Origin of the sequence: Scytonema hofmannii PCC 7110, from assembly GCF_000346485.2 — a bacterium.
Lineage (GTDB): Bacteria > Cyanobacteriota > Cyanobacteriia > Cyanobacteriales > Nostocaceae > Scytonema > Scytonema hofmannii.
On record NZ_KQ976354.1, the window covers coordinates 2,711,253 to 2,736,665 of the forward strand.

At 41.3% G+C, this 25,413-nt stretch carries 22 protein-coding genes and 2 pseudogenes; 5 read left to right on the top strand and 19 right to left on the bottom strand.

Annotated elements, in window-relative coordinates:
* Positions 1-41: 41 nt before the first annotated feature.
* The 8 genes from WA1_RS11675 to WA1_RS11695 form a co-directional block, all read right to left on the bottom strand.
* Positions 42-557 carry a pentapeptide repeat-containing protein gene (locus WA1_RS11675; protein WP_017749191.1) on the bottom strand — a complete coding sequence of 172 codons (516 nt, stop codon included), beginning with the start codon at positions 555-557 and terminating at the stop codon, positions 42-44.
* Between the two features lie 11 nt (positions 558-568).
* Complete coding sequence (locus WA1_RS56870) at positions 569-730, bottom strand: hypothetical protein (protein WP_158516631.1); 162 nt, start codon at positions 728-730, stop codon at positions 569-571.
* Positions 731-842: 112 nt separating this feature from the next.
* Entirely contained in the window at positions 843-1,802 is a 960-nt protein-coding gene (locus WA1_RS11680; RefSeq protein ID WP_017749192.1) for an orange carotenoid protein N-terminal domain-containing protein, read from the bottom strand.
* A 432-nt stretch (positions 1,803-2,234) separates the two neighbouring features.
* Complete coding sequence (locus WA1_RS11685) at positions 2,235-2,768, bottom strand: pentapeptide repeat-containing protein (protein ID WP_017749193.1); 534 nt, start codon at positions 2,766-2,768, stop codon at positions 2,235-2,237.
* 373 nt (positions 2,769-3,141) lie between these two features.
* The gene (locus WA1_RS56875) at positions 3,142-3,282 is read right to left on the bottom strand and encodes a hypothetical protein (protein ID WP_017749194.1); all 141 of its coding nucleotides are present in this window, start codon (positions 3,280-3,282) and stop codon (positions 3,142-3,144) included.
* A gap of 173 nt (positions 3,283-3,455) precedes the next feature.
* Positions 3,456-5,216, bottom strand: coding sequence for a serine/threonine protein kinase (locus WA1_RS11690; RefSeq protein ID WP_017749195.1), 1,761 nt, complete (start codon positions 5,214-5,216; stop codon positions 3,456-3,458).
* A gap of 6 nt (positions 5,217-5,222) precedes the next feature.
* Positions 5,223-5,390 carry a hypothetical protein gene (locus tag WA1_RS59660; protein WP_272819478.1) on the bottom strand — a complete coding sequence of 56 codons (168 nt, stop codon included), beginning with the start codon at positions 5,388-5,390 and terminating at the stop codon, positions 5,223-5,225.
* A complete protein-coding gene (locus WA1_RS11695) occupies positions 5,384-6,973 on the bottom strand; it encodes a peptide ligase PGM1-related protein (protein ID WP_033336688.1) in 1,590 nt (529 codons plus the stop codon). The genes WA1_RS59660 and WA1_RS11695 overlap by 7 nt, the downstream gene beginning before the upstream one ends.
* An 899-nt stretch (positions 6,974-7,872) precedes the next feature.
* On the opposite strand from WA1_RS11695, the gene WA1_RS11705 reads away from it, so the two are divergent.
* Both WA1_RS11705 and WA1_RS11710 read left to right on the top strand, forming a co-directional pair.
* Positions 7,873-8,496 (top strand): Uma2 family endonuclease, encoded by a 624-nt coding sequence (locus tag WA1_RS11705; protein ID WP_017749198.1) that lies wholly within the window; start codon positions 7,873-7,875, stop codon positions 8,494-8,496.
* A 64-nt stretch (positions 8,497-8,560) separates the two neighbouring features.
* Positions 8,561-8,807 (top strand): annotated as a pseudogene (locus tag WA1_RS11710) (transposase family protein); the annotation flags it as partial.
* 183 nt (positions 8,808-8,990) lie between these two features.
* Here the strand turns inward: WA1_RS11710 and WA1_RS11715 are convergent.
* The 10 genes and pseudogenes from WA1_RS11715 to WA1_RS11755 form a co-directional block, all read right to left on the bottom strand.
* Positions 8,991-10,207: pseudogene (locus tag WA1_RS11715) on the bottom strand (ISAs1 family transposase).
* Positions 10,208-10,270: 63 nt separating this feature from the next.
* A complete protein-coding gene (locus tag WA1_RS11720; RefSeq protein WP_066612851.1) occupies positions 10,271-13,972 on the bottom strand; it encodes an ATP-binding protein in 3,702 nt (1,233 codons plus the stop codon).
* 100 nt (positions 13,973-14,072) lie between these two features.
* Positions 14,073-14,891 carry a DUF4351 domain-containing protein gene (locus WA1_RS11725; protein ID WP_017749201.1) on the bottom strand — a complete coding sequence of 273 codons (819 nt, stop codon included), beginning with the start codon at positions 14,889-14,891 and terminating at the stop codon, positions 14,073-14,075.
* Complete coding sequence (locus tag WA1_RS59665; RefSeq protein ID WP_017749202.1) at positions 14,892-15,095, bottom strand: hypothetical protein; 204 nt, start codon at positions 15,093-15,095, stop codon at positions 14,892-14,894.
* 421 nt (positions 15,096-15,516) lie between these two features.
* On the bottom strand, positions 15,517-16,152 hold the full coding sequence (locus WA1_RS11730) for a hypothetical protein (protein ID WP_017749203.1): 636 nt from the start codon (positions 16,150-16,152) through the stop codon (positions 15,517-15,519).
* Between the two features lie 186 nt (positions 16,153-16,338).
* A complete protein-coding gene (locus WA1_RS11735; RefSeq protein ID WP_026135290.1) occupies positions 16,339-16,767 on the bottom strand; it encodes an NUDIX hydrolase in 429 nt (142 codons plus the stop codon).
* An 8-nt stretch (positions 16,768-16,775) separates the two neighbouring features.
* Positions 16,776-17,228 carry a DUF3531 family protein gene (locus tag WA1_RS11740; protein ID WP_017749205.1) on the bottom strand — a complete coding sequence of 151 codons (453 nt, stop codon included), beginning with the start codon at positions 17,226-17,228 and terminating at the stop codon, positions 16,776-16,778.
* Positions 17,229-17,283: 55 nt separating this feature from the next.
* Complete coding sequence (locus tag WA1_RS11745; RefSeq protein ID WP_017749206.1) at positions 17,284-19,197, bottom strand: M48 family metallopeptidase; 1,914 nt, start codon at positions 19,195-19,197, stop codon at positions 17,284-17,286.
* Positions 19,198-19,200: 3 nt separating this feature from the next.
* On the bottom strand, positions 19,201-19,788 hold the full coding sequence (locus WA1_RS11750; RefSeq protein ID WP_017749207.1) for a LemA family protein: 588 nt from the start codon (positions 19,786-19,788) through the stop codon (positions 19,201-19,203).
* Positions 19,789-20,166: 378 nt separating this feature from the next.
* Entirely contained in the window at positions 20,167-21,105 is a 939-nt protein-coding gene (locus WA1_RS11755; RefSeq protein ID WP_017749208.1) for a Sll0314/Alr1548 family TPR repeat-containing protein, read from the bottom strand.
* 363 nt (positions 21,106-21,468) lie between these two features.
* On the opposite strand from WA1_RS11755, the gene WA1_RS11760 reads away from it, so the two are divergent.
* Complete coding sequence (locus tag WA1_RS11760) at positions 21,469-22,137, top strand: ABC transporter ATP-binding protein (protein WP_017749210.1); 669 nt, start codon at positions 21,469-21,471, stop codon at positions 22,135-22,137.
* 48 nt (positions 22,138-22,185) lie between these two features.
* On the opposite strand, the gene WA1_RS11765 is transcribed toward WA1_RS11760, so the two are convergent.
* Positions 22,186-22,452, bottom strand: a complete 267-nt coding sequence (locus WA1_RS11765) for a hypothetical protein (protein WP_017749211.1) — start codon at positions 22,450-22,452, stop codon at positions 22,186-22,188.
* 308 nt (positions 22,453-22,760) lie between these two features.
* Between WA1_RS11765 and WA1_RS11770 the strand changes: the two genes are divergently transcribed.
* Together WA1_RS11770 and WA1_RS11775 are read left to right on the top strand one after the other, a co-directional pair.
* Positions 22,761-23,501, top strand: a complete 741-nt coding sequence (locus WA1_RS11770; protein ID WP_026135291.1) for a phycocyanobilin:ferredoxin oxidoreductase — start codon at positions 22,761-22,763, stop codon at positions 23,499-23,501.
* Between the two features lie 444 nt (positions 23,502-23,945).
* Positions 23,946-25,370, top strand: a complete 1,425-nt coding sequence (locus WA1_RS11775) for an HlyD family efflux transporter periplasmic adaptor subunit (protein WP_026135292.1) — start codon at positions 23,946-23,948, stop codon at positions 25,368-25,370.
* Positions 25,371-25,413 lie beyond the last annotated feature (43 nt).

The window sequence follows — 25,413 nt, forward strand, 5'->3', positions numbered from 1 at the left end:
ATTTTTAATAAAGTTCAACAAAAAGACGGTTAACTCTAGACCTAGTGTCGCCTTTGACTTGACTCACCAATCAGGTTTGTTTGAAGTAAGTTTGTTTCAGCTAGACTAGCTCCTGTGAAATCTGCTAACTGAAGGTTAGCTCCAGTCATGTCTGCTAACCTCAGATTGGCGTAACGTAGATCGGAGCCTGTCAGATTAGCTCCTGTCAAATTGGCTCCTGTCAGGTCTGCTAGCCTCAGGTCTGTCCTCATTAGGAAAGCTTCTTGAAGATCTACTTGGCTAATGTTCGCCCGGATCAGAATTGCTCCATTTAATATTGCTCGATGCAGAGTCGCCCCAACCAGGTTAGCTCTCCATAAGGTTGCACCAGTGAGGTCAGTCTCATTTAACTTTGCTCCCCACAAGTTGGTTCTAGTGAGGTTGGCTCCAACTAAGTCTGCTCTTGTGAAGATTGCCCCACACAGGTTGACCTCACTCAGGTTGACTCCCCGCAGGTTGGCAAAACTAAAGTCTCTTTCTCCTTTAGCATAAAGCTCTAGAAGCATATCACCATTCATAACTATCTGCCTCAAAATTTCCTACGCATGACTAGCTTGAAAAAGGGAGTAGGGAGTAGGGAGTAGGGAGTAGGGGGTAGGGGATGTTCCCGTGAATGACTGTCTTGTGGAACGGGCGTCTCGCCCGTTTTAGGTGGGCATCTTGCCCACCCCACAACAACTGTCGCGGGCATCTTGCCCACCCCACAACAACTGTCGCGGGCAAGATGCCCGCCCCACAACAACTGTCTTGGATACAAGTCAGAATAACTGTATTGGATGCAAGTCAGAAGCGCCGATCGCGTTCTACACAGGACGCAGATTTAGTAGTTCTTGGGGAGATGCCAGCATATCGATCGCCACGAAGACAATCTTGCCTTCGGGATTGAGTAAGAAGCGCCACGCAATGTTCATCCCAACATTAACACCGAACCAAGGAGTTTGTACTATGCCTGTGACCTTAACCTGCTTAGAGCCATTTGGTAGACTCTCGGATATACCTTGCTGCGGCATGATATTGAGTCCCTGTGCTTCTGCACGCATATATCTCTTGATTGCCTCATAACCGACAATAGGCTTCTGGAATGGTGGTTGCAGAGCACCGTCGGGAGTAAATAAAGCAATAGCAGCATCAAAGTCATCTTTGTTGAGGGCTTCAAGATAGCTCAATATTGTAGAGTCTGTGATGCCCTCGACAGCGATCTTAGCAGGAGCAGGGGAAGTGCGTGGGAACAAAGGTTCGGCATCTGTTTGAACACTCTTAGCAACATCGCTCCCGAATCCCATGTCTACTACAGCATTGCGAAGGACTGTAATTTGCTGACCTGGATCGAGTTGCTTGATTGCTTCTAACACTATAGAGACACCTCTAGACATTTGATAGCCAGCCGGTACAGGAGCCACAATGCCCTGTTTCATCAACTCTCCTAACTCGTACCAGAAAGCCAGCTTAGTGTTGACACTGAAGACGCCATAAGAACGGCTGATGGGAGTGTCGGCACGGTTAGCAAGCTCGCGCATGACTTGGAATTGGTCATCCGTAGACATCTGCTTAATTTGGTTTAATAAACCTTCTGCAAACTGTAGACGTGCTACTCCTACAGCTGCAGGAGTGATTGAACGACCCATTTCAGTGTAAGCATACCAAAGTAATGCTAGTTTGTCGTCAACGCTGAGTTGCTCGAACAGTGCTAGAGTTGCTGGAATCGGACTAGGAACTTGAGTGCTAGAGAAAATACTTTGGGCGGACTCGATAGTAAAAGTCATTGTCAGAATCTCCAAATTTGTCTATTAACGAGTTGCTTTTAACAGCCATTGAGGTTAAAGCATCAGAGAGCTTAGCTAAAGCCTTATTCAAGCCGTGCCAAGTAAGAACAAACCAGCGCGGTTATCAAAACTCCTGACGGGAGTCTAAGCTTTTCAAAATGGCGCAGTCTTCTAGTCCCTTGATTAATCTATGGGAATTAAGTGATATCCCTAATCAAGACTGCCCCATTTTTACAGCGAGTACCAGACTTGTGGTTTAGTCTAGTATGTAAATTAATGTAACAGCATTTTTAAGTTTTGTAAATATTCTTAAACAAAGAGTGACTACTATCTACTAATAGGTTGTATTGTGGACTGTTATGTATCAGCCCAACTCCATACAGTCTGAGGTTTTGTTACAAAAATTAACTAGCTAATTTCCGAAAGAGTGGTTTAATCGTAAAGTGTACCGTCGGGCATGATTGCCCCTGTTAGGGTTGCCCCTTTTAGATTGACCCCAATCATGAGTGCTCCTCTGAGGTCAGCTCTGGTCAAATTAGCACTCCTTAGATCTGTCTGATGCAGGATAGCTCTGGTTAAATCGGCTCCAACCAAGTTAGCCCAACTCAGATTAGCCTTAGTCAGGTTTGTATCTCTTAGATTGGCTTGATGTAGAATTACGTTACAAAGATTCGCTCTACTTAGGTCGGCTCCATTTAACGCTGCCATTGACAGGACGGCTGCAATCAGGTTTGCTGCATTCAAATTGGCTTCTCTCAGGGAAGCCTCGCTCAAGTCTGTTCGATGCAGAATTGCCCAACTGAGATCGGCACCCGTGAGGTCTGCAAATCTCAGAGAAGCTTCAGTTAGACACACTTCACTCAGGTTTGCTCCTCTAAGATTTGCCCCATCAAAATTTCTATGTCCTGCGGTATAGCGTCTTACAAGTTCAAAAGTGTTCATCTCTCCTGAAATTAATTCGTTCATCACTCCAACTACCTACTACTGCGATCGCTCTTATCTTGCACCTATCCGTACAAACCCAGGCAAAGTAAAAAGATACAAGGGTAAGCTACCGTCTTTTTATCGCTAAATCAGGGTTAGCGGGTTTTATACAGAGTGACTAAATGACATCAACTTTTGTTGATGCAAGATGTGACATCGCCAACTAGCGCTCACTGTGACAACAATAGGCGCAATTATGGGTATACTTTTTCAGATTTTTTTTTAAACTTTTTTAAAATTTTAACTGAGTATTTGTGCTTAGTCAACCTCAGTTGAGCCTGATTTGAGTATTTTTACTCATGATGTTCGGGATTGACCAACTCGAAGGATTACTCCCGAACCGCCAGAAGATTACCTAAACAAGTAGGGTGGGCAATGCCCACCATTCGCTATTGGTGGGCATTGCCCACCCTACAAGAATCGGTAATTTTAGAGCGGGAAAGGAGTAGTCACTGTAAGTTTTGTTGAGCACTCCTTCTTCGTTAGTTGTATACATCACTGCATTTTTTTATATTTTTATTAAAACTTGTAAAATATTGTAAATAAAACTTTGCAAAGAAACAATGGTTTCACTATTGCTTTTGCTTTAGTTAATGATAAGAAGTGCTTAATCGACCGACACCCACTCCCTACTCCCTACTCCCCACTCCCCACTCCCTACCCTAACCCCTACTTCCATCCCAAAAAGCGCAACCCAGGCACAATTAAGTAATGGCTGATTCCCAACCAAAAACTCTGCAAAACACCCATAAAGCTAAAAAAGATGACTGGAAGCAAGATTTCGCCGAGGCTAGGTGAGATCGAGAAGTTAAAGATATGTATAGGAAACCCTAAAATCACTAAGAATGCGAAGACGATCGCAGTACCAAATGCAGCCATAAAAGCGTATACTATATGATGGCTGCGAAGCCCCAAACCTAAAGTTAGCAGGGAAACAGTGGCTAAAACTAATCCTACCAAGCCCTCCGGTATCTGTTCGGGAGTCATCAGTTGTAAAACTAACCAACCGAAACCGTAGCTAATAACGCTCATAACCGACGCTACCACAAATCGTCGTCGCTGACCAAACCCACCTGCAATGGTTAATCCCCATGCAGTTCCCAATCCAGCACCGATAAATAAAAGAATCTCCGAGCCAAAAATCGTATGAGAAATTCCTGTTGCTTCAAATAACTGTTCTGACAAAAATTGGGCTAAGTAGTCGTCTAGAGAGATTTGGGATGCTAAGATAAAACCCGCGATCGCACCCAAACTAGCACCGACTCCAGTTAAAATCATTGTCCACAATGTATCCAGACAAGCTAGTATAACTGAAACAATTGTTTTGACTATAAAAAAAGTCGTTTTGCCCGCAGCTTGAGTAGAACGACTGAGGGCTTTTCCCAAAGAATCCTCAACTTGAGACAGCAAACTTCCTGCTTGACCCAGGTTTTGGCGAACAGATTTTTCAATTTGAGAGAAAACACTGGGCTGGGGTAATTGGGAAATCTTTGACAAGCGCTTTTGAAGAATTGCCGCATTTGCCGGACGCGATCGCACATCCTCCTGAATCATATCATCCAGTAAATCAGCAAACTGGGGACTGATTTTAACTTCATTGCGCCAAAAAAGTTCTCCTGTTGCTGGATTTGCCAATTCTGTCAGAGATTTGCCCGTCAACATCTCAATCGTGGTTCGACCAAGAGCATAAAAATCAGCAGGTGGTCCAACAACACCGCCAGCAATTTGCTCTGGAGGACTATAACCTGTAGAATACAATCTAGTAGAAGAAGACTGATTGCGAAATGGGTTGGAACTCACCTGTTTTGCTCCGCCAAAATCAATAAGCACCAGTCGATCTCCCTTAGTCCCCGCCCCTTTACTGTGGGAAGACCTCAGCATTAAATTAGAAGGCTTGATATCGCGATGGATAATCTTACGGCTGTGTAACTCCTGTAAAATGTCCATAGCTTGAGCCAGCCAGTTTAACACCAACTCCTGCGGACACCCATGAGAATATTGCTGAAACAGTTCCTCCAGAGTTTGACCGGAAATTTTTTCCATCACCAAACAATGAAGTTGGCATGGTTTTGATTGCGGAGAAGTTGTCTGTAACGTTTCTATGTGGAAAAAACCATCAGTTTCAACTTTTGGCACACCGGGATGTCTCAACCGAGCTAAAACTGCTGCTTCTTGGGAGAACAATTCTAGCGCCTTTGGCGAAGATTCTATCAAAACCTTCAACACCTTTTCTGTTTGAGTTTTGCAATCCCAAACAGTGTAAATCTGGGCGAAGCCACCAGATCCCAAAGGCTGTAAAGGAATATAGCGATCTAATAGCTGTAGCGGTGCGCCACAGCTATTGCAAAATTTGTTTCCCCAAAGCTGGGGATAAGGGCGAGGACATTCTGGGTTAATGCAATGAATTGCACTTTGATTTAGGTGGGACACAAGCGCTTAAAGACACAGCCTGACTCGATTGTACACAATTAGCGCTTGGTTGACAGTGACCAGTGAACAGTGACCAGTGACCAGTGACCAGTGACCAGTGACCAGTGACCAGTGACCAGTGAACAGTGACCAGTGAACAGTGACCAGTGACCAGTGACCAATAACACTTACCAAAAAGCTATCTCTGGTAAATTCACAAAACTATCCCACTGCTGACGCCCACTTTCTTCGTCTAAGACTTTGGCTACTTTATTATAGATTTCTTCCGCCTGTTGCGGTGAATCACCGATACTCGTTAGCCCTAATTTCCCAAACTGGGAAAGACATCCCATCAAGTGAAAAACTGTTCCTGTTTCGGTTCCTGTATCAAAATGCAATCTGTGATGGGCGACAATATCCATTAAATCATTGGGCATTAGACCGTGATAGCGATCTTTCTGTAGGTTATCTGTCGCAACGTAGTATTTGGGACGCCCTTGCTGACTGTAAAATAACCCAGTTGAAAGATTGTATCGTCCATTCGTTAGTAATCTTAGGGTCATAAATGGATGTGTTGTACCGCCTTTCCGTAGGTTAATTTCGATCGCTTGCATATCCCATTGTCCATCACCTCGGTCAACGGCTACAAAATCTACCCCAAATCTTTCCAATGCTCCTTTTTCTGCCAAATTTTTCCCAATTTTCAACCCTATCTGCTGCAATTGCAATCTATAAGCTTCATCTGCAGGAAACCGACATCCTAAGTATATTTGCTCATCCGAACCTCCTAAAATTTGGTCGTGGGTGGAAAGAATTTCTACATCTCCATTGGGAGTAATGCGTCCCTGTACGCTGGGAGAACGCTTGATTTCGCCTTCCACAAAAGCTTCTACTATGGCTCCCAATTCGGGAATTCTTCCAGAAAAATTATCCCAGGTTTCGTTTTTCGCTTGAAAGCGCAGAGTATCAAAACTTTTTTCCAACGCTTCTACCCTTTGAGCATAGTTCGCATTGGGGGGCGCTAAATCTTGAATTGGTTTTAAATCCAAAAGCGCATTTCCTTCCCCTGAAAATCCTTCATTTAACTTAACAACCATTCGTTTTAATGTCGGTTGGCGTTCCCATAAATCAGCAGCTGCTTCTGCTAAATCTGTGGAAGTCCAAACTCTCTGACTTCCATCAGGATGGGGAATTCCACATTCTGCAAAAATTTGCCGACTACCACTTTTTGTTCCCCAAATTTGCAAATCTGGTGCAGCAGCGTAAAGCGGTACACCCAATTTTAGCGAAAGTTCTGCTTCTATTTCTGTGGCGTTGTAGCACACCATAAATGCTTTATCATGCCTTAAGGCTTGACGTATTCGTTCTATCAAGCGAGGGCGATCTAGAATTTTTTGAGTTAAAGGTTTGACAGAAGCATCGTAAGTAGAAAGTAATAGCAAGCGATTGCGAGCATGAGAAAAGGGAATTCCAGGTAATAATTGTAAATAGTAGTCAATTACACTGGGATGTAGTGGTAGGGACGTGACGTAAATTAACCTAGTGCGAGGATTCCGCAAACGAATTAATGAAAATAATAATCTTTCCTCATAATGTTCGCAACCTTCAATTTTTCTCAATTCGCGTTGATCGATGCTAATAGAAGGAACGATCAAAATATCTGCATCACTGCTATCAAATAACTCTAATGTTTGCCAGCGATCGCGTAAAGTTTGTTGAAGGTCTCGAAAGCGATCGGGTTGTTCTAAATATGAAGAAAGACAATTGAGTGTTTGCATAGTAGTAATTTTACTTGGTTCCATCCAAGCATTGCTAATTTAGGTATATCGTACAGAACAAATAGATGCGAAGAATTTGTACACTTCTTCATTCTTACGCTTTTTTCTCTCATGATTTGTACTATCTAAAGAAGCAATATTTAACACTCCTATCTAAGTCGAAATGAAGATTAGAGCAATAAGAAACATAGGAAAGAACCACCAACCACTAACCACTGTACGGGCGCAATACCTTGCTGTAGGGGCGCAATGCCTTGCGCCCCTACCAACCTTGTGTATCAATTTAATTATGTCTTAATATTGAGAAATTTTGAGTTTATTTACATCTAAAGTGTGATTTATGACAAAGATACAATTGTTTAGGGTTTATACCAAAAACTGTTTAGAACTTGACTTTCCAAAAATTGTCAACAATCGTAGGGGCGCAAGGTCTTGCGCCCCTACAGCCTGAAACGACCATTATCCATTCATTCATATTAACGTCAATTTGTACAGTGCGTAAGTCCTAACACTATCTCCCCAGTCTTGTTGAGTTTCAAATTTGTCTACAAAATCTAATTCTTCACTAAAAACTTTTTGGCACTGGTTACACTTATTATCGTTCACCCCCTTCGCGCGGAGTTGATAGTAATAATCGAAGAAATTAGTATATAAATTAGCTAAAATGCTTGGCAGTTGAGTCGCCAATTCCTGCTTTGTCAATGATTTGTAGCGCTCCTTATGTGTCGCTGTGCCAGAGTTAGTGAATATTTGTAATGCGATGCACGCGTATTAAAAAATGACTTCGGTATCTCGACTAGCTTTTTCTTACGATACAATAGGAACAGCACTTAAGGGTCGTTATTCAAATGAAAATAAGGATAAATGAACAGTAAAAGTAAACCCTACAAGTAACTTTTATGACCCAAACACTACCACTACAAAAGCGATTTACCTTCGATGAATTTATCGAATGGTATCCAGAAAACTCACCCCTACGCTACGAGCTACACAACGGAGTTATAATTGAGATGCCCCCACCAACTGGCGACCATGAAGATGTTGTAGGTTTTTTAATTGAACAAATCGTGACTGAATTTAAGCAGTGTAAGCTACCCTATACCATTCCAAAATCTGCTTTAGTTAAAACGCCTCATGGTGAATCAGCCTACATCCCCGATGTATTGGTACTAAATCGGGACAATTTAAAGAATGAACCATTGTGGAAAAAAGAATCGACTGTTATTTACCCTGAATCTGTACCGTTGATAGTTGAAGTTGTTTCAACCAACTGGCGTGACGATTATCACAATAAATTCGGGAATTATGAATATATGGGAATACCCGAATATTGGATTGTAGATTATGCTGCATTGGGCGGGCGTAAGTTTATCGGCAATCCTAAACAACCTACGATTATTGTTTGCGAGTTGATTGACGGTGAATATCAAATGACCCCGTTTAGGGGTGATGATTTGATTGCGTCACCGACTTTTCCGCAGTTGAATTTAACCGCACAACAGGTTTTTGGCTCTGTGATTTAATTAAAAATACCTTATCGCTTTCACCAGTGATAGGGTATTTGAGCAAATCCTCTACCTTCCTGGTATGGTGGTGTGAAGTTACCAAGACTCTCGTTGGGATGGGGTTAATCATAGAAATAGAGGCTGTTGTGCGTTATTCCACCTGTCCTAGATGTGGTCAATTTAGCAGAAGTATACATCAAAATCATTGGCGGATTATCCAAGATTTACCTTGGAGTACCAAGCCAGTTTTACTAAGAATTAATCACCGCCAATTTAAGTGTAACCAGTGCCAAAAAGTTTTTAATGAAGAATTAGATTTTGTAGACCAATTTGAAACTCTAGCAGTTTATCGATAAAGATCGTCTAAAGTTAGATGCAAAAAATCAGCGATAATTACTAGTATCCAGCTATCCTAATGAGAGAAATATAACCACATTTATCGATACATGAGATAATAGTAAATAGAGCGATCATGCAGGGTTAGCGCGTCTCAAATTCTGTTGACAGGCGGATCATAGTATGGAGTTCGAGTTTGAGACAGCCGCCGCCAGTACAGAAAGCATATACTGATCGTTCATAGCGGCTCGCCGTGACTTTTGGCGAATACTGCGGCGAAAAGATGTTTCTTGTTCTAAGGCATTGAGTGCAATGCGACGTAGTAAAGCAAAATTTTGTGGGCTGTGTAGAGAACGAATCCGACATTCATCTTCATGGAAACTTGATCTAATGTCCAATGAACAGAATTTTCAATTCCCCAGTGTTGTCGAATTGCGCTACCAATCTTGTTAGCATCACTGGTGAGACTAGAGATGTAAAATTGCACCTCGTGGGTAGTTTTATTCCAATGCTGAATTGAACGCACTACCATCACCACTGTTGTCAGTCCTACCCAATCATCTTGTTCATGAAGTGCAGGAAGTTGTGACACTGACACAGTGTAAACTTGACGATTTTCGATTCTGTGATGTCCCTTTTCTACCCGTTGACTAATATTCACATCAACACCTTTAAAACCAAGAGATAGGGAAGTTTCAAACCAATTCTTCACTTGTTGGTGTAGTGTGGGATGATTATCTTTGAGGCTCAAAATATAATCAGAACCACCTTCTCTAATTTTTTTGGCAATTGATTTCTGTGTACCCATTGCATCAATAGTAATGATGCAGCCAGATAAATCTAGCATTTCTAAGAGTGCTGGTATGGCCGTGATTTCATTCGATTTGGCGCTCACCTTCGTTTGTCCCAAGACCAAACGGTGTTCTTGAGACCAAGCACTGACCATATGTAAAGCTTTCAGCTGAGATGTTCGGTCATATGAGCCTTTGAGAGCTTTGCCGTCTATGGCGACTACTTCTACTCCTAAATTCTCAACTAACGATTGCACCCACACTCGAAAACATTGCTCAAATTCTTTGGGGTTAATTCTCTCAAACACTCTCCTAAAAGTATCGGGGCTGGGGATTCCGAAGGGCAGTTCTAGAAATGTCTCCAACCATTCTTTTTTATTTATTCCATATTCTTCAATATCTTCCCAACCTTGAGCACCGGCAATGACTGCCAAAATAGAAATGGTGATAATATCAGTCAGTAAATGCCATCTCGTCCTTTCTGCTCTTGGGTCTTTTACTTGTGTGAAGTATTCTTGAAACTTACTGGTAATGTCAAAACTGTCTACGCTGGGTGTCAAAGATTTTTCAGTTTTACTTTTCTTTTCAAATCCTGTTGGCATGACGACAGATGTTGCAGCTAGATGGATTAAATCTTACCCTAGCTCAGATAGTGCCACTTTGTTTTAAACCCTATTACCGCTCAAGTCAGTCCTCTTGTCAATAGGGTTTGAGACGCGCTGACCCTGAGCATGATGTGCCCATTTCTTCATTTTTTTTTGATTGTTAGCTACTCTTTTTAAGAGACGCTTATGTTCGGATATTTGAGCAGAAGTATATACCGCAAGGTGTGCCAGAGAATCATAAAAATAGAATATAGGAACCGCCATCGATCCCACCACTCCATTTAAGTATTTTTCTGCTTCTACTACATTTTTCGCCGCTTCTTGATAGTGACCAAATAAATATGATAAATAAGCCTGATGTATGTATAAATAATAAACGTAAAACTTATTATTCTCTTTAATAAAAGTTGGCAACATTTCTCCCGATTCGTAAAATTTACCAACCAAACAGCAAGGATTTTCTGCTAAATTCATTAAATTCCAAATGACCTGTTGATACAGGTTGTTAGTCAGAAGAGAACCTCCTTGCTTTATTTGCCGAATGAGATTCATGTGAATTGTCATTTCTCGTTCAAGCACTGTGAGTTCTTTACCGCTAAAATATGAATTAAAACAGTACGTATTTAAAGAATAGTAAGCGTGTTCTAAATCTCCTGTTTCTAGTCCAATCTGATAGGACTCATGCATAAATTTTACTGTTTCTCTAAGATGCTCTTTCCAATGTCGTATACTTGTACTCATTACCTGAAGTATCCTGGTTTTATGTTTTTGATAATTGAGGCGTTTCAACAGATTCAAAGCGAGTTGTCCAAATTGATATCCAGAATCAATATCTTCCAGTACGCCGCAAAGAATGACTCCGTAACCGACATACGCATAGGCAGATTCAGGAGCATTGCCATATTTTATCGATAAATTGACTTGTTTCAACACAATGAGTGGATACAGAGATGGAGCGGCAAAATAGACAGCAGAAGTTGCTCTATCTAGGATACGCATTGCTGCCAGCTTGTAAGGATCTGTCATTTGAGGCAAGTTATTTAAATCCTCAATTCGTTTCCCAGTTAAAGCCAAGTTTGTCAAGAGCAATTTCAGTAAAGTATTCAGTTTGCTCGACTTGTTTGGAAAGTATATCCCTAATAACTTGAGAACGGAAAACGCTGTCTTCATCGTCTCCTGCGTATGCCTTTTCTGCATACAGGCTCGGAGCTTGACTTCATAGATTTTCACTTGGTCTAGTAGCGTCTTGGCTTGTTGTAGTACTAACTTAACCAATTTCTCTACCTGCTCAAAGTCGCCGCACAAATACGTTGCTTCCGTTAATTCCACATACAGTGCTAAAGTCAGTTTATAGTGAGTTTCCCAACTATCTTTTCTCAAGAGTTTAATACCAATCTTCAAGTACTTAAACGCTAGTTCAAAGGCTACTGTAGCCTGAGCTTTCTTACCAGCCATGAGATTTAAAGAAGCCAATTCATCCCACTGTATGGGCGGGTTTACAATTGTGGTTAATTCGATCCCAAAATTGAGTTGGTTGATAATATCAAAAATTTTCGCCTCTCGCATCTCTTGCGGAGTATTTTGCAACAGGAGTTGCCCCACTTGCCAGTGGACAACTTGTCGTTCCTCCTCAGGAATTAGGGAATAAGCAGCTTGCTGTATGCGGTCATGAGAAAACTTATATTCAATCGTTAATTCATCTGCCGCACTCGACACATCTAGCTCAATCTCTTTGTAAGCATCGCCTAAAGGTAAGACCAAACCTTCTACCATAGCTTCATGCAAATCAAGTGCTGTTTCTCTTTGAGATTTTCCCCGACTACTTGCCAGTATTTGCAAATCAAATTGATGACCAATTGCTGCAGCTATTTGTAACGATCGCTGCGAGGTAGCACTCAACTTTTGAATCTTGAGAGCCATCAGTTCGACAACATTATCGGTTAAATTGGCGAAGAGAATTTGGTCTAAATTCCATTGCCAACAGAGCTGCTCTCTATCGAACTCTATCAGCTTTTCGGCATAAAGAGATTTTAAAAACTCATTGATAAAGAAAGGATTGCCGTCAGTTTTCGATAGCACTAACTCTGATAAGGGAATTGTTCTTTTTGGAGGGCATTTGAAGGTGTCAGAAATTAACTCATTGACACTGGGTAAATTTAACGGTGAGAGGAAAATATTATTCACAATTCCCCCACTTTGCTGAATCTCATCAATGGTTAATCTTAACAGATGAGCCGCGCTAACTTCATTGTCACGATAGGAACCAATTAAGAACAAATATTTGCTACCTGGTGTCGTCATCAGTAACTTAATGAGTTTCAACGTTGCAGCATCTGCCCACTGTAAATCATCTAGAAATACCACCAAAGGATGTTCGGGTTTTGTAAAAACAGAAATGAAGTGTTGAAACACAATATGAAAGCGGTTTTGAGATTCAGTAGGTGATAACTCTGGTACAGGAGGTTGCTTGCCAATTATCAGTTCTACTTTAGGAATCACATCAATAATCACTTGAGCATTAATACCTAAAGCTGCCAAAAGTTTTTCTCGCCATTGGATCAGACAAGATTCAGTTTCGGTTAAAAGTTGCTGCACTAAATCTGAGAAAGCATTGACAACACCACTGTAGGGAATATTGCGCTGAAATTGATCGAACTTCCCTGAAATGAAATACCCCCGATGTTTAGTCATCGGTTTATAAACTTCCTGCACCAGAACTGATTTGCCTATGCCAGAGTAACCTGACACCAACATCATTTCTACTGAAGAATGGTCACTGGGAAATTCTCCTCTTTGAGCCACGCGCTCAAATGCTGTCAGTAAGGTTTCTACTTCCGCTTCACGTCCATACAGTTTTTGCGGGATTTGAAACTTGTCAGAAATATCTTTGTGTGCAAGGGAAAATTCTGTTATTGTACCGCTACGCTGTAATTGGACGAGACACTCCTCCAAGTCTGCTTTAATTCCCCATGCACTTTGATACCGCTCCTCAGCATTTTTTGCCAACAACTTCATAGCGATCGCGGAAACCACTTGAGGAATCTCTGAATTCACCTCATGGGGTGGAATAGGTTGTTTGGCAATGTGACAATGCACTAACTCCATCACATCAGTCGTTTCAAAAGGCAGCTTATGAGTGAGCATTTCATAAAAGGTAGCACCGAGGGAGTAAAAATCCGTGCGATAATCTAAACTTCGGTTCATCCTCCCTGTTTGCTCTGGCGATATATAAGCTAAAGTCCCTTCTAAGACATTCGGATTTTTCAGCGTAGAATGAGAGCGGGATAATTGGGTGGCAATACCAAAGTCAATGATTTTGAGTATCCCAGTTTCTGGATTCAGAACAATATTGCCTGGGTTAATATCTTTGTGGATAACATTGGCAGCATGAATATTGCCCAAAGCATCTGTAATTTTGATAGCAACTTGGAGAAATTCTGGTAAGGGCATTGGGCAATACTTCCCGACTGACTCCTGCATGAGTTTCTGTAAAGACTCCCCACCAAAATCTTCTAAAATAATGACAAGAGTTCTGTGATAGTCCTGTTGACTGTAAACCTTTATGACTCCTTCTAAATCCAAGGAGCGAGTTATTTCATATTCCTGCTTGTAGCGAACAAGTTCAGCTTTGGTAGGATAGTCTTCCTTGAGAACCTTGAGGACAACGGGTGTATTATCCTGTTTTCTTCTGCCTCGAAAAACAAGAGAATTGCTGCTTTCGTAGATTTTGACATTCCCATCAATGCTAGGTAGCGAAATCATAACTGGCACCTCAGGTTATATTCATTTTGTCTAATGATAAAGGAAAGTGGGCATTTCACCGAAATGCCCACACTCCCCTAGCATCAGGTTATTAACTTTTTTAAGATTCTATAGCTAATGGTCTATCTTGTAACCATTGTTCTAAATCAGCTACAGTAGAAAAATCCAGTAATGCTTCTGATAATTCTTCTAACTGTTCAACAGGTAATTTACGAATTTGCTCAATGAATGGGGCTTCAATCTCACCAATACGACGATTGAGTTGTCGTATAATGACTTTCTGCTCACCTATTATTTCGCCTTCTTCCCTACCTTCTTCCCTACCTTTTTCCCTACCTTCTTCCCTACCTTTTTCCCTACCTTCTTCCCTACCTTCTTCTCTAGCCAGTTGTACAGTTGGACTAACCAAAGCCATTTTTCTTTCCTCCTCAAAACGATTGATTTTGGCAACTAATCTTTTTTGTAGCTGTTGAGGCAGTGTCATCATTGTATCAATTATATCAAAAAGTTTAACAATTTGCTGTTTTGTTAAACCCCGCTCATAAAGTCCGCGAATCAACTGCCATTTCCATTCTTCCCGTTGGGTCAAATTACTAGTGGTTGCTTTAGTTTTCAGGTGTGCCATCGTAATGATGGCAAATGGATTACTATTGGATTCTAACTCATGCCATCTCTGTTCGTAATCAATAAGCTTGACAATAGGAAATGTGAAACTCAACGAACAATTTAAAACAGATTTAGCATATTGGTTAGGTCGCCATGTAGGAATAGTGTCACCTAAAACCGCCAGACTCACAACAAATTTATCGTAAAGTTCGGCAGCGCGGTAGTTATAAGTGTATATCCGCTTTTCCAAGTTAACATCATAGTAACTTTGCACCTCAACGTGGATTAAAATCCAAGCTTCTTTTTTGTCCAACTATCTAAAACTTATATCAGCCACTCCATCTCCAGTTTCTGCTGAAGCCGTAATATTCTGAAGTTCTTTATCAAGTGATTCAGGGGTTTGCGTCCAATCAATTGCTCTGTGTGCTTCGGGAAAGAAGAAGGCTAAGAAGTCTTCAAGATATTCGTTTAAAGCTTCTTTCCAGGATTTATCATAATTGGCTCTCACTTCAGTCATTTTGCTTTTACTAAATAATTTAATCTGGGAAAAATTTAGTGTTGGGTTAACTTGTTAAGCAAGCATTTGAATAGCTTTCATGGACTGAACAAGTAGAATAACTCTAGGGAATTTTAGCGTAAATTCACCAAATTTTTATTTTAAATTTATAAGTTTGAAAAGTTTTGGGCGAATATAATTCGCTACTACACAAACTAAGTCCACCTTCAATACTGCAAGGGATTACAATCGTTGAGGCGTCAGTACCCCGGTTTCTTTAAGAAACCGGGGTTCTAATTTTCGCTTATCCGAGTAGTATTGAATCGGATTCCTATATACTCCGCTTGCGGAATTGAAACTTGATAAATTTTTAAATAGGATAAAATAGGCGGAAAGTTTCATATTAATGACATCCGCTTGCAGAATTGAAACATCGTTTATTCTACGATAAAATAGCTTGTCCCAATCGCTTCATAATTTGCAATACTTCTCCCAACTCATGACGACGAGGAAATAATGAAAAAGTTCGTGATATGTCATACTGTGGTGTATCGCCAAAAACTAATTTCAAAAATACAAACTCATCACCATTGGTAGCCATCCCAAAAGCAGGTTTATCTTGTCGAGGTGTAGCAAGCATATAAGCTAATAACTGCGGTAAAGCTGCGGGAACAGGTATACTTGTGCGCTTTGATTCAACGACTAAAATCCATAATTGCTCTTGTACAACTAACGTATCAATAAAACCGCGAATTGTTTCTTCTGGTTCTTCAAGTTCTAATGAAATACCATAAGGCGAACGAATACGGAACGGTGAATCGAGAAATCCAGCCGCTTCCAAAAGTGGTGATACTACTATTAAGTTAATCGTACCTTCCAATAGCAATCCATCAACACGATGATAGTCATATCTTCGTTTAATGCGGTTGATTGCTGCTTGCTCTTCTGAGTCCAGTGCGGCTGATTCTTCTTGTAATTCGTTAAAAAATTGGTCGCTATCAGCTTGCTGTAAGTTACAGTATTTTTGTAAATCACTAAGACTTCTAATTTTGTCAGTAATTGCTGTGCAGCTTACCATGAATTTTTATCTCCAACTGGTAATTTCTTACTCCCTTTCCGGTCTAAGATTACCCATCTTCTTTTTCTTCTTCCTTCGTGCTCTTTGCGTCTTTGCGGTTCATTAAATTAAGTATTCTTCTAGCGGGAAGGGAGTAATATTAACTTTCGGCTACCTCCATGCTTCTACCCTCTGCTCTCTGCCTTTTTACAAATAATCTATAAATTGCTCTGGTACTAACTTTAATTCTCCAGACTTAAAGCGGTTAATCTCTACCCATAAAGCAGTCTTTTGACGATCGCCTTCATTAAATTCCAACTGGTCAAGCTGATAGAACTTGGGGTCAACGAAGTCACATTTATAAAGTTGAATGATTTCGTGACCGTGTTGACCGTTATATGTAAAGATGTTTTCCAAACAGCCTAAGTATTGAATATTTGTTAATTCTGCTTGAATTTCTTCTTGAAATTCCCGTTGGAGAGCTACCAAACTTGTTTCACCAAAGTCAACACCACCGCCCATGGCACGATAAAAAGTTTGTTGCTTCTTTTGGTCATAGCCTTGGGACATGAAAGTGCGTTCTCCATTTTGAATCAGCCCCAAAGCTAAGATGCGAATTTCCCCTGGTTTATGTATTGCCATTGCTAATTATCGTAAACAAACGAGCTAAGAGTATCACTATTTTCAACAGGCCAGTCTTCATTTTCGCCGCCAATGTACAATTGCTCAATAGTGACGTATTCGGCACTGAGTTGCTTGAGGGCATTTATGAGAATATCAAGAGCGATCGCATCAGAAGTTCCCAAATCGAACCAGCAACGCGCCCATGTTCCCTCATATTCCAACTCACCCATATTGTGCATCAGCGCCAGCAGACTTTTATCATAACCCTCTGGGTCATAATCCATATAACTGAGATTTACCCCAGTTTCCTGTACCTGAAGATTTTCAGCATTAAATCCGCCCAGCTTGCCCAAGTAAAACCAGGAATCAAAAACCTCTTCTATATACTGTCTTTCTTGCCTAGATGGAATTGTGCTAAATTTCAGCCAAATCCATACATTAAAAGGGTCAACTTCGCGAAACTGTATTTCCATTGCTAATTTGTGTTCAAATCACTTTTATTTACACCTAATTGTAGAAGATTGCAGGTCATTTTTTCTCAACACTGGATTTACCTTGTTTGGAAACCTTACGCGGAATTAAAAATGGAGGCATGGGACAATCCAAAGTAATGACGATCGCCCGCATTAACTCTGCTTCTTGGGGAGTGACTTGATTATCAACCATCACTGTATGGGCGCAGGCATCAACGATCGCTAGCTTCAGTTTGGGACTCGCAAGGCGCAGGCGATCGAGGCTTTTCTTAATTCCAGCAAAATTACAAGCAATTGGTACTTCTGGTTGTTCTTGTTGCCCTACTTTGGGAAGTCTAAAAACACCACTGCGAAATGCGTAGGTGACAGCATCAGGTTGAGATTGTCCGACTTTTGCTAATGCGGAAAGCACGAGGATACAATCTGACCAAATCTCTTGTATACTGTCAAATTGCTCGGCTTTAGCTGAGGATTCTGGATGGATGCAAGGTTCGAGTCGATGCCAAAGCACTAACTGCAACACAAATTCCCAGAGTGATAAATCTCCACCCACTTTAATCAAACCCTTAACGCATTTGCAGATTTGCTGGCACTTTTCTGGAGAAGATTGACGCAATGCGGGTATTGCCAAATCTACAAGAGGTAAGCGTATACCGGAATCTAACAAGGCAATTTCGTCACCGAACAATAGAGTTTCTTCTACTAACTCAGCAGGTTGTACTTCTCGCAACCACTCAAGTTGGCGATCGCGCACCTGAGAATTTGTATGATTTAATGCTAGTGAGTAAACAATAGCCATTGCACTTTGTTGCTTTTGCAAGCCCAACCGTAGAGATTCTGGTAAATCTGCCAGTATCTTTTGAGCATAAGTAAAATGCTCTGGAGCAACCCTTCCCACTTGGTTGACAACCTTTTCTGCTGAAACTGGAGCACCTGTATTGGAGGGGCTGTTACCTGCAAAACCCATTGCTGATTCGTGGGAGTGAGAACGCGTTTGGATGTGAGTTCTAGATGGTTTGTAGTTCAAGCCACGAATGCGGCGAATACGATCTGAAAGTGGTGGGTGAGTCGCCAGCATATTTTCCCAAAAGGAGAGTTGAAGCGCATTGCCGAAAAACATATGACTTGCGGCTTCAGCTGCAGGAGAATTCAACCCCGAACCCATTCTTTCTATTTTTTCGAGCGCTCCAGCAATACCATCAGCGTTACGAGTAAATTGGACGGCTGAGGCATCAGCAAGGAATTCTCGTTGTCGGGAGACTGCTGCTTTAATCAATCGCCCGCAGAATAATCCTATACCTCCAACTAACATCAATGCTAAACCAAACGCCCACAAACCTTTGTTCTCACTACGGTAGCTGCTACGAAAGCGTAAAATAAAGACTCCGCTAAGGTAAAGGAACAAAATTCCGTGGAGCAATCCTACCAAACGCAAATTCAACCGCATATCACCATTGAGAATATGGCTGAACTCATGACCTATAACTCCTTGCAACTCATCCCGATTGAGTTGTTCCATACAACCACGGGTGACTCCAATCGCCGCATCGTTAGGAGTAAACCCAGCAGCAAAAGCGTTGATGCTCAGTTCTGAGTCAAGGACATACACGAACGGTACTGAAATACCAGAAGCGATCGCCATTTCTTCTACGATATTTAACAGTTGTTGCTCGTAGGGATTAGCTATATCTGATAGCAGCAATCTTCCACCCAACTCTTGGGCGATCGCACTTCCACCATCTCTAAGGCAAGCAATTTTGTAAAAGCTAGCCAGAGCGATCGCTACTGTAGTGACACCTGTAACGCTCAGAAATAATTGTGGATGCCACCAAATTCTAGGAGCTATGCGGAGAAAAAACAGCGTGGCAATGTAAATTGCTGCAACAATTGCCACTATCGATAAAATAAACAACCCAATTAACTGTTGAGTGTTTTGGCGTGCCCGATCCTGATTTTCAAAAAAATTCATATACTAAAACGACACGCGTGGCGCTGTTCTCATTTCTGGTGTGGCTTCTTGCAACAGTGCAGCAGCAACAAAGTTAAAACTATTTGCCACCATGTTGCTAGGGAATGCTTCTAGTTTGGTATTGTAAAGCGTTACCGAATCATTGTAAGATTGGCGTGCAAAAGCGATACGGTTTTCAGTAGAAGATAGCTCCTCCATCACCCGGCTCATTGTTTGGTCTGCTTTCAACTCTGGATAAGATTCCGAAAGCACTTGAATGCGACCCAACGCACCTGCTAACACTGCTTCAGCATTTTCCAATTGCTGCATCGCTTGAGGATCGCCTGGATTTTGCGAAGCTCGACTACTTGCAGAGATAGCAGAATTCCGAGCCGCAATGACGGCTTCTAAAGTTTCCCTCTCGTGCTTCATGTAACCTTTGGCTGTTTCGACCAAATTGGGAATTAGGTCATAACGACGCTTTAATTGAATGTCAATTTGAGCGTAAGCATTTTTGTAGCGGTTGCGAAGTTTTACTAGGTCATTGTAGCTGTTGACAATAATAACAGCTACGGTGGCAATCAATACACCCAAAAAAATGACAATCCCCATAATATTAGTTTTTAAGAATAGTTGGAGTTACACATACAGCAAGCTTTTCTTGCATATGTACGTCAAGTTTATGACAGTATGCAAGGTTTGTCATCTGTATAATTAATTACGAATTTTCACTGATAATTTTGTTGAGAAGACGCAAGAACCCCGACTTCTTGAAGAAGTCGGGGGTCTGACAATCTAAGAGGATGTTTGAAAAGTCTCAGTTAATACAGCCTTGGCGATTGGAAATCGCGGCTATACAAGCAAAACCCACCTACGTGGGTTTTAATATCTTGATTTCCCGTTAGTCCGCGCAGGCGGACGAGCGTTTGTATAGTAGCGAATTATATTCGCCCAAATCTTTTCAAACATCCTCTAAGCAATCTTGCTTATTTATTTACTAGCTGAAGCCACTTCTTTTGCAGCCTTACCTCGTTCCCGTTCAATTTGTTTAACCACGCTTGCGGGGAGAAACCCTTTTTTACTCAAGGCTTTGTCGAAGTTATCAACAGCCTCCTGAATAAGTTTTGTATTTTTATCTTTTTTGCCGTGTGCTCTAAGAATTTGAGCTTTGAGATAATATAATTCTGGATTTTCTGATGTCACCTTCAGAGCACGGTTAGCATAATCTAGGGCTTGCGGGTACTGTTTCATATCTCGATAAGCAAGAGCAATTCCGCGATCGACTAAATACTGAGGAGCCGCATTTTTTTCAAATTTTTCAATAGCTTGTTCTGGATTGGAAAAAGGCAAATTAACAGCGAGCATTAAATCCATGTAGCCTTTAACCAAATTCAATTCAGGATCGCTCGCAGAAACAGCTTCAGCTAGATCCAAATACTTATAAACTTCTCGCAATCGGCTTAGGGCTTTGGGCGCACCACTGAGTGTTCCTTCACGCTGTAGAATCACAGCCCCTTCTAAAAAATGTCCGACAGCACTATACAAATTGCCACGTAGAGGGTCGCTAGAAATAAGTTTTTGTGCAGTGTCTAAGGTTTTTTTACTATACGTCTCTAGTGTATTCCAATCTTGATTCGTATATGCTAAAGATGCTTTCATCGCATAAGCTAAAGGTTCCTCGGATTCTTTGGTGAGTGCTTCTTGTACGTGAGTCTCTGCTGCTTGATAATTCCCCTGCTCGAAAATTGATTTGAAAGCTGCTTCAGTTTTGTCACCAATCTTGCGAGGTTCATTAGTCCGAAACGGATCTGCGGCTAGAGAGGAATTGACACAGATATTCAGTATTAGGGCTGCTGCAAAAGCAACTTTAGCTAGGCTAGAAAGTCTAGCCATTACAATTTTTGGCAGCACTGGCAATTGTTCAGTCATGGTTACCTCAGAAAAATTACTGTTAAAAAAATTTTTATTTGTTACTTTGAATACCAAAGAAATTGTTCTAATCCGTGTCTGTTTTTGTCAAAAGTTTCTATACTGGTTGACTTAGGCAATTTTTTTGAGTTCCCATAATTGTTGTAACTATTTTTTCAACAAGAATTTGCCACAATGGAGATAACTAGCGTGCAACAGCCGTCGGCGCAACTCTCACAAGGAGTGATTTGAAGCAAGATAGCCTTTGCTGCTAGAAATCATAAGTTAGCGAGGCAAATAATGCGCTATAAATTTTCCAGGAACTAGTTGTTCGTTGCTGTGTAATAAATAAGTAAGTTGCTGACTGTCTATTATTCTTAACAAATGCTCTATCTCAGAAATATAATTTACCATCCAACCGCCTGCCCAACTGCAATCCTCAAATCAATTAATCTAGAATTAGCACCCCAACAACTTGGTCTGATCATTGGACCAAGCGGTTCTGGCAAAACTACGTTACTTGAAATTCTGTCTGGACTAGCCGAGCCTACCTCAGGATCTATCTTTTGGCGCGAACAAGAACTGCTCGCAGAACAGATGCAACAATTGGCTGGTTTAGTTTTTCAGTTTCCCGAACGACATTTTTGTGGCGGTACTATTTTAGAGGAATTGCGCTTGGGACATCCAGAGTTGGGAACAGAGCGAGTTAAGCAAGCACTGAGTGAAGTAGGATTGGAGCATTTATCCCTCAGTACACCGCCTCATGCTTTAAGTGGAGGTCAGCAACGCCGTTTAGCTTTGGCTGTGCAGTTGATTCGTCAGCCCCATTTGCTGTTGCTTGATGAACCAACCGCAGGATTAGATTGGTCAATGCGACGACAATTGGTTAGTTTGCTGGCGAAATTGAAAAAAGATTGGACTCTACTCATCGTGACACATGATGCAGGAGATTTGTTAGCGATCGCAGATTGTTGCTGGACTCTCAAGCATGGTGAACTGCAATCAGCCGACCCAATGACACTGGTGTCAAAGGAGAGATTGGTGGTTAGTTAGGGGGTAGGGTTGGGTTAGTAGGAGCGCAAGGTTCTGCGCCCACTACAACTAACAAAATTGCCTGTTATTCAGCACTGCTTCCCCATGATCTGGAATCCACGCTAACCACTCATCTTGTGAAACCTGACACAAAAGCAAAGCTTCGTCAAAACTGTAGGGACTGGGCAGTTCTATCAATTTTACCCAGTTATTAGCCTGAAGTGAGTATGAAGGATAAAGGATAAAGGATGAAGGTATAAATTCTTTATTCTTCATACTAAGTGTACTGTCTTGGGAATTTATAAGCAGGTTTTCACTTGAGACTTCATATTTCATACTTCATCCTTGGCTGTGTTAAAACCTTATCTCATGGGCTAATTAAAAAATATTTCTGTAACTAAGACTACAAAATAAATAATTTTTTGGAAAGGAAATGTTTTATAACTTTACGCTTTTCAAAAGCATCCTTCATGGACGGACGCGAAGCCCTAACCCCTAACCCCTAACCCCTAACCCCTAACCCCTAACCCCAGAGTGTTGAGTTGTGTTGCGAGTGAGTTCTGTTGCGTCTTGATGGGCGCTAGGCTGAAAAATAGGTAGGTCAACACAATCAATCCCTGCTAGGGATGGGTATAAAATTAAACATGACAACAACTTCTTTCCCATCACTGCGCGAGCAACAGCATCCTTTAATTCGTCAATTAGCAGATTGTATAGAACAGACTTGGCACAAATACCTTGATTTGTCGCCTTATCATTTGCCTGCTGAGTTTGGTTATGTAGAAGGTCGGCTCGAAGGAGAAAAACTGACCATTGAAAATCGCTGCTATCAAACACCCCAGTTCCGGAAAATGCATTTAGAACTGGCAAAGGTGGGAAATATGCTAGATATTTTGCACTGTGTTATGTTTCCCCGCCCAGAATACGACATACCGATGTTTGGGTGCGATTTAGTTGGAGGAAGAGGTCAAATTAGTGCGGCGATCGCAGACCTTTCTCCAGTTGACGTGGAATATAAATTACCCCCATTTTATACTTCTGCACTTGGGGTACTGCCAAACCTCAACTTTTCTCAACCGCGTGAATTACCGGAGTGGGGACATATATTTTCAGAATTTTGTCTCTTTGTTCGTCCCAATTCATCTGAAGAAGAAAGTATGTTTCTCACTCGCGTACAAGAGTTTTTAGACATTCATTGTACGCAAGCTCTTATATCTAAACCAGTTTCACCAGAACACAGGCTAAACATTCTTGCTGGGCAAAGAAATTACTGCACTCAACAACAACAAAATGACAAAACTCGTCGCGTACTGGAAAAAGCTTTTGGTACAGATTGGGCAGAATGTTATATGACTACAGTTTTATTTGATATACCTGACCAGTGACCAGTGACCAGTGACCAGTAATCAGTGACCAGTGACCAGTAATCAGTGACCATCAACTCTCTTACTTTCTGTAGATTTGGTTACGTTTTTCAGTAACTTCTAAATGTAGAATTCAATTAACAAGAGAAGATGAAGCCATACAACTTACAACTGTATGGCATTACTTTTATCCATTAATACTTTGTCTATGAACTTGTTGGTTAAGTTGAGATTTGCCGATATTAATAGACAGGCAAAGAATTTATTGTATCGATCTGTATTTAGTGCATTTTAAAACCGTAATGATTTCAGCACCTTATCTTATAAGTTTTGATGGGTAAGTTTGCTAAGATCCCCGACTTCTTCAAGAAGTCGGGGATCTTGCAGCCCCTCATTAAATGCGACAGACTAGTAATTTGCTTTTTATCCAAAGAGGGGAAAATGCAATCTAACGAACAACCACCTATATCAAGGTTAACTGAAAAATCAAATTTAAGGGAACAGCTCTTTTTTGATGATGAAAAATCAAAAGTTTGGTGGTTAATTGCTGTCTCCTTACCAGTCATGGTTTCCTTTGGTGCTTTGACTATAGCGAAAGTCGAGCAAATCAGAAGGCTAAACACACCTGTACCTAGTGCGCCAGTTCCTACCAGTATTAATGCTGTGGGTCGTTTGGAACCGAGAGGGGAAGTGATTAAACTGTCTGCACCTGCAGGTCTTCAGGGTTCGTCACGAATTGAGCAAGTTTATGCGAAAGAGGGGGAACGGGTTCAAAGAGGTCAAGTCATTGCCATTTTGGATAACTTTACCAGTTCTCAAGCAGCAGTGGAAGAAGCTAGAGCTAAACTGCAAGAATCTCGTGCTAATTTAGCAAATGTCAAAGCTGGTTCGCCGAGAGATATTCAAGCTCAAAAAGCAGTCATTGGTCGTTTGCAAGCTCAGTTAGCTGGGGAAAGAGATGCTCAGCAAGCAACAATTGCTCGTATAACAGCACAGTTAAATGGGGAAAGAATTGCCCTGCAAGCAACAATCAATCGTATTCAAGCTGAAATAGAAGGGCAAAAAGATGCTTTGATAGCATCGGTTGCGCGTGTAAGAGCTGAACAACGCAATGCTCAAGTGGATGCCCAAAGATATGAAATGTTGTATAAAGAAGGTGCAATTTCCCAACAAGAACGAGACAGGCGGCGGTTGAGTTTGGAAACTAGCAATTCTTCACTTGCTGAAATTAAAGCTAACCAAAAACAAGTTATCGCAACTTTAAGACAGCAACTTGCTGAAGCTAGAGCTAACCAGCTAAAAACTGTAGCAACTTTGCAACAGCAACTGATTGAAGCTAGAGTCACGCGAGACAAAACTGTAGCAACCGTGCAAAGGCAAATTGATGAAGAAAGAGCGAGATTCAATAGAATTCAAGAAGTTCGTCCTATTGATATACAAATAGCACAGGCGCAAGTTGGTAATGCGATCGCATCTCTCAGGAGAGCAGAAGCACAACTCAGTTTAAGCTACATTAAAGCACCCATTTCTGGAGAAATTTTAAAAATCCATACCAAAGCAGGAGAAAGCATGAGCCAATACGGTATTGCTGAGATGGGACGAACCGATCAAATGGTTGTTGTTGCGGAAGTTCCAGAAGACAGTATTGGTAAAGTGCGTCTCGGTCAACAAGTTACGATCGCTAGTGAAAATGGAGCTTTTGATGGAGAATTACAAGGAACCGTCTCTGAAATTGGTAGGAAAATTGGCAAAAAAGATGTGTTAAATACCGATCCAGCAGCCGATATTGATGCCAGAGTTGTAGAAGTTAAAATTGCGCTCCCCCCACAAGATACCAAACGAGTTGCTAACCTCACTAATGCTAAAGTGGTTGTAGAAATAAATATATAGCTAATGGCTAATGGCTAATGGCAACTAACAACTAACCACTAAC

Bases quoted from the DNA above. Each gene is read 5' to 3' on its own strand.
- WA1_RS11695 (WP_033336688.1), bottom strand. From the start codon at position 6,973: ATGCAAACACTCAATTGTCTTTCTTCATATTTAGAACAACCCGATCGC.
- WA1_RS11730 (WP_017749203.1), bottom strand. From the start codon at position 16,152: ATGGTAAGCTGCACAGCAATTACTGACAAAATTAGAAGTCTTAGTGAT.
- WA1_RS11760 (WP_017749210.1), top strand. From the start codon at position 21,469: ATGCTCTATCTCAGAAATATAATTTACCATCCAACCGCCTGCCCAACT.
- WA1_RS56875 (WP_017749194.1), bottom strand. From the start codon at position 3,282: ATGTATACAACTAACGAAGAAGGAGTGCTCAACAAAACTTACAGTGAC.
- WA1_RS59665 (WP_017749202.1), bottom strand. From the start codon at position 15,095: ATGACTGAAGTGAGAGCCAATTATGATAAATCCTGGAAAGAAGCTTTA.
- WA1_RS11720 (WP_066612851.1), bottom strand. From the start codon at position 13,972: ATGATTTCGCTACCTAGCATTGATGGGAATGTCAAAATCTACGAAAGC.
- WA1_RS11685 (WP_017749193.1), bottom strand. From the start codon at position 2,768: ATGAACGAATTAATTTCAGGAGAGATGAACACTTTTGAACTTGTAAGA.
- WA1_RS56870 (WP_158516631.1), bottom strand. From the start codon at position 730: ATGCCCGCGACAGTTGTTGTGGGGTGGGCAAGATGCCCACCTAAAACG.
- WA1_RS11705 (WP_017749198.1), top strand. From the start codon at position 7,873: ATGACCCAAACACTACCACTACAAAAGCGATTTACCTTCGATGAATTT.
- WA1_RS11755 (WP_017749208.1), bottom strand. From the start codon at position 21,105: ATGACTGAACAATTGCCAGTGCTGCCAAAAATTGTAATGGCTAGACTT.
- WA1_RS11765 (WP_017749211.1), bottom strand. From the start codon at position 22,452: ATGAAATATGAAGTCTCAAGTGAAAACCTGCTTATAAATTCCCAAGAC.
- WA1_RS11675 (WP_017749191.1), bottom strand. From the start codon at position 557: ATGAATGGTGATATGCTTCTAGAGCTTTATGCTAAAGGAGAAAGAGAC.
- WA1_RS11745 (WP_017749206.1), bottom strand. From the start codon at position 19,197: ATGAATTTTTTTGAAAATCAGGATCGGGCACGCCAAAACACTCAACAG.
- WA1_RS11740 (WP_017749205.1), bottom strand. From the start codon at position 17,228: ATGGAAATACAGTTTCGCGAAGTTGACCCTTTTAATGTATGGATTTGG.
- WA1_RS11750 (WP_017749207.1), bottom strand. From the start codon at position 19,788: ATGGGGATTGTCATTTTTTTGGGTGTATTGATTGCCACCGTAGCTGTT.
- WA1_RS11680 (WP_017749192.1), bottom strand. From the start codon at position 1,802: ATGACTTTTACTATCGAGTCCGCCCAAAGTATTTTCTCTAGCACTCAA.
- WA1_RS11770 (WP_026135291.1), top strand. From the start codon at position 22,761: ATGACAACAACTTCTTTCCCATCACTGCGCGAGCAACAGCATCCTTTA.